This window comes from Lysobacter sp. Soil_N_51 (genome assembly GCF_057655755.1).
Genome location: NZ_JBDGLR010000006.1, coordinates 175601 through 187926 on the forward strand (window position 1 = coordinate 175601; position 12326 = coordinate 187926).

The window sequence follows — 12326 nt, forward strand, 5'->3', positions numbered from 1 at the left end:
CGCCTGGTTCGGTTCTGGCCCCATCCAAGCGAACGTGGCCGCACATTCAGCTGCGGCCACGCTCAGGCCGGCCCTTGCGGACCGGCCCGTGTCGGTCGGCTCAGCCGCCGCTGTTGTCTTCGACCGTGGCCGTCGGGCCGTTGTGCTTGACCGCGTCGATGCCGTTCTCGCGCGCCGCGTCGCTGTTGTACATCTCGCTGGCGCCGATGACCTCGTGGTTGCCGGCCTTGAGCACGAAATACGGTTTGTTGTTGGACGACAGCTTGCGCTCGTAGCGCGCATCGATCGGGCTGTTGGTGCGCACCGACGCGATGCCCTTTTCGCAGGATGCGTGAGTGGTATAGCTTTCGCTGCTCAGAATGGTTTCGCCGTTGCCGGCCTTGAGCACGAAGTGGTACTGACCGTTGCTCTGCTTGCTGATGACGTACTTGCCTGACATGTTCGTTCCCTCGTTGAGCCGCCCGTGGCGGACGTGTGACTTCCGGTTACACGTGCATACAACGCTGTTGTGAAGCCGGACCGGTCGGACGGGGATGTTTCAGGAATGAACGGTTTGCCGGTCAGCGCTGATTGCGAGGGTCGGTGTGCTTGCGAATCGCTGGAAGCCGCGAGGTCGTTTGTGGTTGGGGCTCTAGCCCCGACGCTTGGTCTGAGTTCGAGGCATCGCCGCGGAGGCTTTTCGCTACTGAAAGGAACGCGTCGCAGCTGATGCCCTTCCCACAAAAGATCTTTCAGCCTCGGCATCGATGGCCGCGCTCAACGCCCGCGCCGTCGCCGCCAGAACAGGAAGCCGGTGATCAACAGGAACGCCGGCACCAGCCCGGTCAACGCGATCAGGCTTTGCCACATCCTTCCGCCGACGAAGCCGCCGTGCAGCGGATAGATCGCATCGAAGCTGCGCGAGCCGCGGCCCTGCGCGGTCGCGTCCTGGGCGCCGATCACCGCGCCGCGATACGGATCGATCCAGACCTGGCTGCGTCCGACCGGATGCCATTCGGCCGGCATGCGCGCGCGGATCGAAACCAGGCCGCTGCCGGTCTTGGGCAGGCCGATCCGGCGCAACTGCGCGCCGGCCAAGGCGCCGCCCGGCGCGACCGCGGCATCGGCCGCGCGCAGCACCCCGTCCCAGTCGGCCGGCTGATCGCTGGCGGCGAGTTTCGGCGGTTTGGGCGGTTTGCCGTCGCCGAAAGCCGCGCGCAATGCGTCGCGCGCGACTTCGTCGTAGACCATCGAGGTGCCGGTCAGCGCCGCGAGCAAGGTCAGCGGCAGCAGCCACAGCCCCAGGCCGCGATGCCAGCTGAGCCAGCGCCGCGTCGGCGGCCCGCGATACCACTTCAGGCTCGCCGCCAGCGCCGACCAGCGCGGCCACCACAAATACAAACCGCTGAGCAGCATGAACACTGCGACGATGCCGACCACGCCGAGCACCTGCTCGCCGGTCTTGCCCGACAGCAGATGCGTATGCAGATCGCGCAGCCACAGCACCGCGTCGTTGCCGGTGTTGCGGGTCAGCAGCAGTTCGCCGCTGGCCGGATCGAAGTAACGCCGCTCGTTGTCGGGAAAATAGCCCTGCCACACCGGCAATTGCGGCGTCGGCAGGTCGAGCGACGTCATGCCCTGCGTCTGCCACTGCCCGACGATGCGTTGCAACGCCTGGCTGCGCTGCTGCGGAGTGATCGCCGCGTCGCGTTGCAGTTGCGGATACGCCCACAGCGCGAGCTCGCGCTGGAACGCGAGCACCGTGCCCGACAACGCCACCAACGCGAACGCCGTGCCCAGGCTCAGGCCGAGCCACAGGTGCAGCCACTGCAGCACCGCGCGCGATCGCGAGCGTGTGCGCGGCGGTGAATCTGCGGGGGCCTGGCGGTCGGTCATGGCTGGGCGTGGGTCGCGGTCGGTTTCGGAACGTTCGGTTTAGAGACGGTCGGTTTAGAAACGATGCGACCAGCTTGCGCTGAACACCCGGCCGCGTCCGGACACGTAGGTGTCGTTGCGCGGCGTGCTCTGCGAGTAGTAGGTGATGTACTGCTCGTCGAACAGATTCTCCACGCCCAGGTTCAACTGGCCCAGCGGCAGCTTGAAGCGCGCCTGCAGGTCGACGGTGGTGTAGCCGTCGGTGCTGGCCACGCGCACGCCCTTGAGGTCGAAGTCGCGGTCGAGCGCGCGACTGCCCTGCAGGCGGGTCGACACGGTGTCGCTCCAGGTCTGGTCCCAGAACGCGGTGATGCGATCGGGGCTGATGTTGATGCCGGGCAGGTCGCTGTCGACGCGGTTGTCGCCGTCGCTGTCGTAGCGGCCGTTGGCCTGCGCGTAACCCAGACCGACCCGGCCGGCGTCGGAGAACTGGAACGCGACATTGCCTTCGATGCCGCGGATTTCGGTGCGTTCGCGCACGACGAAATAACTCTGGGTGTTGCGATCGAACGCCAGGCGCGAGCCCAGGTCGGAATCCGACCAGTACGCCGCAAGGTGCGCGAGCCAGCGGCCGTTGTCGAAGTCCACGCCGATCTCGCGGTTGTCCGACACCACCGGCGACAGATCGACCAGTTGATCGACGCGCTGATTCGGCGTGGTGATGCCGCGCAGCACCCGGCCGATATCGGCGACGGTGTAGCCCTCCGAGTACGAGGCATAGAACTTCAGCGCGTCGGTGGCTTCGAACACGATGCCGTAGTTCGGCAGGGTTTCGCGGGTCTTGGGCGAGCCGCCTTCGACGAAACGGCTGCCGCCGGCGTTGGCCGGGATGGTGGTGAAATCGCCGACCTTCAGCGTGCCGCGCTCATGCCGCACGCCCGCGGTCAGCATCACCTTGTCGGCGACCCACCACTCGGCCTGCAGAAACGGCGACCACGATTCGTACTGGGTTTGCGGCACCCACTTGAGGCCGGAGACCACCAGTTCCTGATAGGTTTTGTCGCGGTTCCAGTCCAGGCCGCCGGTCACCCGCAGGCGCTGGTCGAACAGGTTGTCGCGCGACCAGCTGAACTTGCCGCCGGTCTTCTCCGACACGTTCTGCGACTGATCCCACCAGTGCAGGTCGCGGCCGTCGCGCCAGAAATCCTCCCAGTCGGTGGCGCCGTACAGGCCCTTGAAGTCGACCCAGAACAACTGTGCGTTGAAGAAACCGCCGGCCAGTTGCTTGTCGGTGTAGTCCAGCACCAGCGAGGTCGAGCGATTGCGCGCGCCTTCGCCTTCGCGGCTGCCGCGCGCGGAGGTCGCCAGCTTGCCGGTGCGGATGTCGCCGTTGACGGTGATGTAGTCGTTGTTGCCCTGCAGTTCGTAGCGGTTGGCGGTGAGCTGCAGGCGGCGGCGATCGTCGATGTTCCAGCCGGCCTTGGCGAAGAAGTTGTGGGTGTGCGCGTCCATCAGGTCGCCTTGCACGTCGTTGACCGCGATCGCATCGCCGTTGCCATCGTAGTACAGGCCCTCGCTGGCGTAGGACGCGCCGCCGACGAAGTCGAACGCGCCGCGGCGGGTGCCGAACAGGTAGGACGCGCGATATCCGCTGCTGTCGCTCTGGCTCGGCAGCGCGGTGCTGGCGCCGAGGCTGAGGTCCTGGAAGGTCTCGCCGTCCTGGCGTGGCGCGCGCTTGGTGATGATGTTGATGATGCCGCCCGAGGCGCCCAGGCCTTGCAGCGCGTTGGCGCCGTGGATGACTTCGATGCGTTCGATCATCGCCGGGTCGACGGTGTGGCCGTCGCGGCCGCCTTCGCGCAGCGGCGTGGACTGCGGCACGCCGTCGACCAGGTACAGCGGCTTGCGCCCGCGCAGGGTCTCGCCGCCGTTGGTGAGCTTCTGCCGCGAAGGCGAGAACGAGGGAATCAGGTTGGCCAGCACCTGCGAGATGTCCTGGGTCACCGCGAGCTGCTGGTTGAGCTGCTCCTGATCGATCACCGTGATCGTATTGGCCAGCGCGGCCTCGGAATTAGGCGTGCGGCTGGTGCTGGCCGAGACGGTGACGCGGTCGATGTCCTTGGCGTCGGCTTCGGCGGCCTGGGCGACGGGCACGGCCAGCGCGGCCAGCAGGGCGCTGGCGAGGAGGGTAAGGCGGGGCATGGGGGCGGGGACCTGAAAACTGCGACAGGGTTGGCATGCTAATGCGAACCATTCTCAATTTAAAGGGCGGGTGGATGGGTGGAGGGCGTGTTGGGAGTCGGGGTGGGGCCTGCGGGATGGCAGTACGCAGTGGCGGAAAACCTGGTGCGCACCGCCCGAATCCTTCTCCCGCATGCGGGAGAAGGTGGTCCGCAGGACCGGATGAGGGTGCTTGGCCCGCCGCGGTTGCCCTCACCCCAACCCCTCTCCCGCGCGCGGGAGAGGGGCTTAGGAGCGGAGGCTCGCCTGAACCCTTCTCCCGCATGCGGGAGAAGGTGGTCCGCAGGACCGGATGAGGGCGCTTGGACCGCCGTGGTTGCCCTCACCCCAACCCCTCTCCCGCACGCGGGAGAGGGGCTTAAGAGCGGAGGCTCGCCCGCACGCGCGGAAGAAGAAGCTCAGTCGGGAAAGCGCGCCCGCAGGTCGGCGTCGTTGGGCATCGCCGCCGCCGTGCCGGCGCGCTCGGTCGACAGGCCGGCATAGCGGTTGGCATAGGCGACATGTTCGCCGAAGGGTCGCGCGCCCGCGCGCGCCAACGACGCGGCCAGGGCGCCGTTGAAGGCATCGCCCGCGCCGGTGGTATCGACCGCCCGCACCGCCGCGGCCGCGACCCGATAGCAGGCCTGCGCGTCGCCGCGCAACGCGCCATCGGCGTGCGAGACGAAGCAGCCGGATTTGCCGAGGGTCACGATCACGCTGCCGTGCGGCAACAGTGCGCGGCAATGCGTGTGCAACTGCGCATCGTCCAGCGCGGCCAGGGTGTCGGGATCGAGTTCGCTGCCGGTGTGCCGGCGCAGTTGCGCGCAGAACTCGGTTTCGTTAGGGGTGATCGCATCGCTCAGCGCCCACAGCTCGGCGCTGACGAGCGCATCGGCCGGGGCAGGATTGAGCAGAGTCAGCGCACCGGCCGCGCGCGCCAGCGCGAACGCGGCGGCGGCCGACTCGACCGGCGTTTCCAGCTGGGTCAGCACCACGTTCGCGGCACCGAACGCCGTGCGGTGTTCGTCGATGAACGCAGGCGACAGCTGCGCGTTCGCCCCGGGGCCGATCACGATGCTGTTGCGGCCGTCGGCGTCGACGTAGATGCCGGCGGTGCCGGTCGGCGCGTCGCTGCGCAGATCGCGCAGGTCGATGCCGTCGGCGCCGGCCAACGCACGCGCCAGCTGACCGCCGGCGTCGTCGCCCAGCGCGCACACGAACGCGGTCCGCGCACCCGCGCGCGCCGCCGCGGTGGCCTGGTTGAAACCCTTGCCACCGGGACCGGTGTGGTAGGTGCCGGCGAGGGTTTCGCCGGGACGTGGCAGCACCGGCAAGGCCCAGACGTGATCGACGTTGAACGAGCCGACCACGACGACGTGGCCGTTAGGCAGGTCGGTCATGAACTTAAGCGGCGAAGTGGGTCAGCACGCCCGCGATGGTCGCGGTCATGAAAGTGGCGATCGAACCGCCGAGCACCGCGCGCAGGCCGAATCGGGCCAGGTCCTGGCGACGTTCCGGAGCCAGCCCGCCGATACCGCCGATCTGGATCGCGATCGAGCTGAAGTTGGCGAAGCCGCACAGCGCATAGGTCGCGATCAGGCGGCCTTCGTCGCTCAGCGAAATGCCCGCGACCTTGCCGTTGACGATGTCGGCCAGGTGCGTATACGCCACGAATTCGTTGAGCACGACCTTCTCGCCGATCAAACCGCCGACCACGGTCGCGTCGGCCCACGGCGTGCCGATGACCCAGGCGATCGGCGCCAGCACGAAGCCGAGCAGGGTCGACAGGTCGGTCGGACGGCCGATCGCGGCGGCCAGGCCGGTCTGCTCGCCCAGCCAGGTCAGCGGCGCGTTGACCAGCGCGATCAGGGCGATGAAGGCCAGCAGCATCGCGCCGATGTTCAGCGCCAGGCGCAGGCCGTCGCCGGCGCCGGCCGCGGCCGCGTCGATGACGTTGGCGGTGGTCTTCTCGATTTCCATCTTGACCGTGCCGCGGGTCAGCGGATCGCCGGTCTCGGGCACCAGGATCTTGGCGATCACCAGGGTCGCCGGCGCGGCCATGATCGACGCGGCCAGCAGATGCTTGGCGTAGAACGCCTGCTGCACCGGGTCGCCGGCGCCGAGCATGCCGACATAGGCCGCGAGCACGCCGCCGGCGATGTGGGCCATGCCGCCGATCATCATCGTGATCAGCTCGGACTCGGTCATCTTGCTGATGTACGGGCGCACGGTCAGCGGCGCCTCGGTCTGGCCGATGAACACGCTGGCGCACACGCTGGTGGTTTCCGCGCCGGACACGCGCATGACCTTGGTGATCGCCCAGGCCATCGCGCGCACGATCGCCTGCATCACGCCCAGGTGATACAGCACGCCCATCAGGGCCGAGAAGAAGATGATCGTCGGCAGCACCTGGAAGGCGAAGATGAAGCCGAATTTGCTGACGTCCATCAGGTCGCCGAAGATGAACTTCGAGCCGGCGCCGACGAATTCGAGCACGTGGACGAAGCCCTTGCCGATCGAGTCGAACACGTCCTTGCCGCCGGGCACCAGCAGCACCACCGCGGCGAAGGCGATCTGCAGCGAAATGCCGATGCCGACCAGTTTCCAGTCGACCGCGCGACGCTTGACCGAGAACACCCACGCAATGCCTACGAGCACCGCCAAACCGAACAGGCCGAAGGCCACGCGCGAAATCGAATCCACTCCACTCTCCCCGGCGCCGGGGCTCCGGCGGCTTTTTGACGTCTAATTAGTCGGCGCAGCCTAGTGGCTGGCCGCCTCAGCGGCAAGCCGCGGCGCAGCGCAAACGCGTTTTAAGCGTTGAAAAGACGCTCGGGCGGTTTTTTGTATGGACGCCGCGGCGGCGATCGCGGCGTTTTTTGCGGGGCGCGCTGGTCTACAGGTCCCGCGCCACCACCCGGTTGCGCCCGGACTGCTTGGCCCGCTGCAGGCGCAGGTCGGCCCGCCGCAGCAGCCGCGACAGGTCGCCGCCCTCCTGCGGGAAGGTGACCAGGCCGGCGCTGAAACTCAACCACAGCGGCTCGGCGCCGCGGCCGGGTTCGAACGGGCGCTCGGCGACCGCGCGCCGGATCGCGTCGACTTCCTCGAACGCGGTGCCCAGCGGCTTGCGCATCACCAGCAGGAACTCGCCGCCGCTCAGCCGCACCAGCCATTCGCTGGGCTCGGACTGCTCGCGCAGCACCGTGACCAGATGGCGCAGGCTGCGGTCGCCGAGGCGGTGGCCGTAGTCGTCGTTGATGCGCTTGAAGTGGTCCAGATCTATCAGGGCCAGGGTCAGGCTGCCGCCGTCGCGGCGCACCGCGTCGAACAGGCGCGGGATGCGATGAGTCAGCCAGGTCCGGTTCGGCAGCCGGGTCAGGCCGTCGGTGCCCGACATCTCGATCAGGCGCTGCATCCGGTAGACGATCATCGACGTCGCCACGGTCATCATCGCCAGCAGCACCAGACGCTGGGTCTGGCTGCCGACGGTGACCGCGCCGTAATCGCTGGACATCAGATCCTCCGGCGAGCCGGCCGTGGCGAATACCCACAGCACCAGCAGGCCGTACTGGACCAGCGCGAGCGTGCCGGCGAACAAGGTCACTCGGCCGTCGCTGCGCAACGCGGTCAGCAGGATCGCCAGCAGATAGCCGCACCACACGATCAGGCTGTTGAGCCCGGCCGGCAGGTGCTGCGCGGCCAGCATCGCCAGCACCAGGGTGGTCGCAGTGACGTCGAATCCGGCGGTGCAGAACGGCAGCCAGCGATACCGGCGCTGCCGCCGTGCCAGCGCCAGCCACAGCTGCGAGAACACGTTGACGAAGATCGCCCCGCCCAGGCCGATCATGGTTTCCTTGACGCTGCCGCCGCCGATCGCGTTGAGCAGCGGCAACAGCAGCAGCATCGCCGCGAGCACCGCGCGCAGGCGCGCCACCAGCAGTTCGCCGCCAGCGCCGATCTCGAGCATGATTTCGTCCGGCCGCAACAGCAGCGCCACGAGCACGCTGCGTATCCGACCGCCCACGCCTTGGTACATCCCGGTTCCCGTTTACGGCCAAGCGCGGCCCGCGGCGAGCATAGCGCGACCGCGCGCGGACGAACGTGCCGGCGAATCGTCCCGACACTGGGAACGGGCCGTTCGCGACGCGCCGGTGGTTGCGGTCAGGCGACGACGGCGCGGTTGCGGGCGCCGTCTCGGCCGGACGCGGTTGGCGCGAACCGGCCGGCGATCAGCCGATGCCGCGCACCGCCACCCACAGCGCCAGCACCGCGAACACCGCCGCGGCCACATAGCGCGCGGTCTTCAGCGGCAGGCGATCGGCGAAGCGGCTGCCGAGCAGGGCGACCGGCACATTGGCCAGCAGCATGCCGATGGTGGTGCCGAAGATCACCGCCCACAGCGGCTCGTAGCGGGTCGCCAGCAGCACGGTCGCGACCTGGGTCTTGTCGCCGATCTCGGCGAAGAAGAACGCGATGGTGGTGGCGATGAAGGCGCCGCGCGCGGAGAACTGGGTTTCTGCTTCGTCCAGTTGATCGGGCTTGAGGGTCCACAGCGCGACCGCGAAGAAGCTCGCGGCGACCACCCAGCGCAGGATCTCAGGCCTCAGCCACTGCGCGACCAAGGTGCCGAACCAGGCGGCGAGGGCGTGGTTGAGCAAGGTGGCGAGCAGGATGCCGGCGATGATCGGCAACGGCTTGCGGAAGCGCGCGGCGAGCAGCAGGGCGAGCAACTGGGTCTTGTCGCCGATTTCGGCGAGCGCGACGGTGCCGGTCGACACCGCGGTGGTGACGACCGAGGCCGGCAGGTAGGACAGATCCATGACAACTCCAGGGTCGGGCATTCGCGTGGACGCGAAGGCGGACGCCGCGTGGCCCGACCCGGGTTGCACGCTACGCCTGCCTTCGGTCTTGCCCGTGGTCGCTGCATGGTCGGTCGCCAGGCCTGGGCCGTGGCTCGATCGCACGCTGGCTGCCGTACATGCGCCATGGCCTGTGGGCCAAGTGTGTTGACGCATGCCCCCGCGAACCTGTTCGGTGTGCGGGTGGGCTACTCCCCGGAGGAGGAAAGTGCGCGGATTGTAGCGGTATTCGGTGGGGTGCGCAGCAAATGAGAAGCTTTCGCTTTGGTGCGTTCTTTTATCGTCGGGAAGCAAGGGGCGAGGCTTCGACGGGTGTTCCGCGATGCGACGCAATCGGTGTTCTTGCTTTGCCGAGTTCGGTCTGGAGTGCGGTGTTTGGCGTGATGCGTGTCGCGCACATCGTTCAAGCACGAGGCGACGTCGCAGCCCTGTAGGAGCGGCGCAAGCCGCGACCGGGTCACCGCGGCGATGTCGAGATCTACATCGTAGTTGCGTTGGCGTGGTCGCGGCTTACGCCGCTCCTACAGGTAGGCCATCCAGCTTTTGCTAACGTGAGTTACATGCTTCGCAGCGCTGGATGAACTGCAAGGCTTCAGGCCCGAGCCAAAGCCAAGCCAGGGCCGCGTGGCCTCCCTGTAGGAGCGGCGTAAGCCGCGACTGCGTCACCACGATAACGTCGCGACCTATGCCATAGCCGCGACAATCGTTGCCGCTTACGCCAACCGCCCGATCGAAGCCTTCGCCACAAGCGAACCTCGACTCACTGCGTACACGCCGGCTCATTGTTCTCATCGGCATACAACGAAGCGAACCCCGCCGGCATCAGCCGCGGCATCTTCTGCAACGGCGGCTTCACCGTCGGAAAATAATCGCGCTGCCACTGCGACGCCAACGCCGTCGCGGCCGGTTCCAGGCTCGCGTAGCGCGACTCGGGCCGGTCCGCCGGTTTGCCGGCCAAGCGCGAAATCAACAAACGCATCGCCCGCGCCTTGGTCGGGTCGTTCGCGATCAACCCCGTCAGCGGCGACGAATTGTCGCTGTAGCCGACCATCAGATCGAACACCGACGGCAGATAGCCGGCCTCGAACGACAGCTGCAGCATGTTGCCGGCCTCGGCGCGCCAGCGGTCGAACTCGGGCGAGTTCAGATGGGTGTAATCGACCAGGACCGAATCGCCGCGCGCGTAGCGGTACATGGCCTCGGGCTCGCCGGCGAGCGCGGCCTGGCGCAGGTAGTGGTTGCCCTGTTTCCACGCATCGGCCGGCGCGTTGCGGCATTCGTTGATCATCTGGCGCGCGCGGTCCTCCAGCTTGGTCATGTAGGCGCGCTGTTCTGGCGGCAGATCCGGACGCGAATTCTCCTCGGCCGAGGCCAGCACCTGCTCGGCCGGCGATACGTCGGTGCAGCGCAGCAGTTCCATGCCGAGTTGGCAGGAGGCGCGGCTGTCGCCGGCGTCGGCGCGGCTCTTGAGTTCGGCCAACTGGGGATTGCGATAGTTGGAGCGGATCGGTTCGATCTTGCCCACTGTGTCCGCGGGTTTTGCCGGCGCGGCCGGTGGTTCTGGCGCTGCGGCGTCGCTCTGGCCGAGCGCGGTGGGCGCGGCCGCTACCGGCGCGCGCGAACGCCACAGCTGCCAGCCCAGCAAGGCCACGGCGATCGCGATCAGGCTCACGATCAGGCCTCGGGTCTTCACCGCCATCCGCGCATTCCGCCCTGGGTCTTGAGGCTCATCGGCGTAGCATGCGTGCAGTCAATGATCCGATGGGAGCGTGTCCATGCAATACCGTCGCCTGGGTTCATCCGGCCTCCAACTGTCGGCGCTGTCGTTCGGCGCCTGGGTTACCTTCGGTGCGCAGATCGGCCGCGAGATCGCGCGCGAGCTGATCGCGACGGCGTGGGATCACGGCATCAACTTTTTCGACAACGCCGAAGGGTATGCCAACGGCGAGGCCGAGCGGGTGATGGGCGAGGTTATCGCCGAGCTGCGCTTGCCGCGCGACGGTTACTGCGTGTCCAGCAAGGTCTTCTTCGGCTCGGTCGAGGAGCCGGCTCCGACCCAGAAGGGTTTGTCGCGCAAGCACGTCACCGAAGCCTGCCACGATGCGCTGCGCCGGCTGCGTGTCGAGCATCTCGATCTGTACTACTGCCATCGTCCCGATCCGGACACGCCGATCGAGGAAACCGTGTGTGCGATGGACGCGCTGATCCGCCAGGGCAAGGTGCTGTATTGGGGTACGTCGGAATGGCCGGCCGGGTTGATCCGCGAGGCGCACAAGATCGCGCGCGCCCATCATCTGCATGCGCCGAGCATGGAGCAGCCGCAGTACAACCTGCTGCATCGCGATCGGGTCGAGCTGGAATACGCGCCGCTGTACGCCGAGCTGGGACTGGGCACCACGATCTGGTCGCCGCTGGCTTCCGGGCTGCTGACCGGCAAGTACGGCGCGCTGTCGGCGCACGGCGACGGTGAGAACGGCGTCGAGCGCGGCCGGCTGGAGCATGCCGACAAGGACTGGCTGCGCCGGATCGCGGTCGGCAGTTCCGATCAGCGCCGGATCGAACGGGTGGCCGCGTTCGGCGCGGTCGCGCGCGAGCTCGGGGTCGAACAGGCGCCGCTGGCGATCGCCTGGTGCCTGCGTAACCCGCATGTGTCGAGCGTGATCCTCGGCGCCAGCCGCAGCGAACAGCTGCTGCAGAACCTGCAGGCGCTGGAGTTGCTCGAGAAAGTCGACGAGGCCGGCTGGCAGCGGGTCGAGAACGCCTTTGCCTGAACAGGGGCCTGGACGTCTTCTGCATGACTGCAGTCGCAGATTTGTGTGTTTGCGTGTTGACTGGCAAATGAGAATCATTATCATCATTCGGGAGCCCACCCCCGAACGAGTCACCGCCATGTCTCTGCGCAACCCGGTGCTTCAGCTGAAACCCCGTACCGATCGTCCCCTGTCCGCCGTCGCGACCCCCGCCGTCGATGCCACCGCGCCGACCGCCATGGCCTCGGCCGTGGTCGCCGCTGCCCAGGGCGTGCTGGTCGAAAGCACCGCGCTGCTGCGCGGCGCGCGCGAAGTGCTGATCCGTCACGGCGGCGAGGTCTATCGCCTGCGTCATACCCGTAACGACAAACTGATCCTGACCAAGTAACCCCGCGACCGGCGCGCACCCAGCCAAGCACCCCTCAGCAACATCCAACCCACAAGCCCGAGTTCGACCCGACCGCCAAAGGCCCCGGACTAAAACGTCCAAAGCCCAACCGCAGCCACCCGACCCCGAGCCCGCTGAGCCCAACGCTGCAAGCCCGCCCCAGCGCCCGCGTCACCGCCGCACCGCGTCCTCATTCCCGTCCCGGGATCGACGCGGCGCGGCGCGTCGGTACGCCGACCCGCCAGCACCCTCTCT

10 protein-coding genes and 1 riboswitch are annotated in these 12326 nt (G+C 67.7%); of the genes, 2 read left to right on the forward strand and 8 right to left on the reverse strand.

Annotation, left to right across the window (positions count from 1 at the left end):
- Positions 1 to 100: 100 nt before the first annotated feature.
- The 8 genes from AC3A4T_RS12745 to AC3A4T_RS12780 form a co-directional block, all read right to left on the reverse strand.
- Positions 101 to 439, reverse strand: a complete 339-nt coding sequence (locus AC3A4T_RS12745) for a YegP family protein (protein WP_487675725.1) — start codon at positions 437 to 439, stop codon at positions 101 to 103.
- Positions 440 to 756: 317 nt separating this feature from the next.
- Positions 757 to 1815 (reverse strand): PepSY-associated TM helix domain-containing protein, encoded by a 1059-nt coding sequence (locus AC3A4T_RS12750; protein WP_487675726.1) that lies wholly within the window; start codon positions 1813 to 1815, stop codon positions 757 to 759.
- Between the two features lie 114 nt (positions 1816 to 1929).
- On the reverse strand, positions 1930 to 4056 hold the full coding sequence (locus tag AC3A4T_RS12755; RefSeq protein ID WP_487675727.1) for a TonB-dependent receptor: 2127 nt from the start codon (positions 4054 to 4056) through the stop codon (positions 1930 to 1932).
- 437 nt (positions 4057 to 4493) lie between these two features.
- Positions 4494 to 5474: a ribokinase gene (locus tag AC3A4T_RS12760; RefSeq protein ID WP_487675728.1), complete on the reverse strand. Its 981-nt coding sequence runs from the start codon at positions 5472 to 5474 to the stop codon at positions 4494 to 4496.
- 4 nt (positions 5475 to 5478) lie between these two features.
- Positions 5479 to 6777, reverse strand: coding sequence for a NupC/NupG family nucleoside CNT transporter (locus tag AC3A4T_RS12765; RefSeq protein WP_487675729.1), 1299 nt, complete (start codon positions 6775 to 6777; stop codon positions 5479 to 5481).
- A gap of 193 nt (positions 6778 to 6970) precedes the next feature.
- The gene (locus AC3A4T_RS12770) at positions 6971 to 8077 is read right to left on the reverse strand and encodes a GGDEF domain-containing protein (protein WP_487675730.1); all 1107 of its coding nucleotides are present in this window, start codon (positions 8075 to 8077) and stop codon (positions 6971 to 6973) included.
- 226 nt (positions 8078 to 8303) lie between these two features.
- On the reverse strand, positions 8304 to 8894 hold the full coding sequence (locus tag AC3A4T_RS12775; RefSeq protein WP_487675731.1) for a TMEM165/GDT1 family protein: 591 nt from the start codon (positions 8892 to 8894) through the stop codon (positions 8304 to 8306).
- Positions 8895 to 9036: 142 nt separating this feature from the next.
- A riboswitch (yybP-ykoY riboswitch) is annotated at positions 9037 to 9135 on the reverse strand.
- Positions 9136 to 9693: 558 nt separating this feature from the next.
- Positions 9694 to 10632 carry a hypothetical protein gene (locus AC3A4T_RS12780; protein WP_487675732.1) on the reverse strand — a complete coding sequence of 313 codons (939 nt, stop codon included), beginning with the start codon at positions 10630 to 10632 and terminating at the stop codon, positions 9694 to 9696.
- Positions 10633 to 10708: 76 nt separating this feature from the next.
- Here AC3A4T_RS12780 and AC3A4T_RS12785 point away from each other — a divergent pair, with 76 nt between their 5' ends.
- Together AC3A4T_RS12785 and AC3A4T_RS12790 are read left to right on the forward strand one after the other, a co-directional pair.
- Positions 10709 to 11704, forward strand: coding sequence for an aldo/keto reductase (locus tag AC3A4T_RS12785; protein WP_487675733.1), 996 nt, complete (start codon positions 10709 to 10711; stop codon positions 11702 to 11704).
- Positions 11705 to 11822: 118 nt separating this feature from the next.
- Positions 11823 to 12071, forward strand: a complete 249-nt coding sequence (locus tag AC3A4T_RS12790) for a hemin uptake protein HemP (protein WP_056117322.1) — start codon at positions 11823 to 11825, stop codon at positions 12069 to 12071.
- Positions 12072 to 12326: the final 255 nt, after the last annotated feature.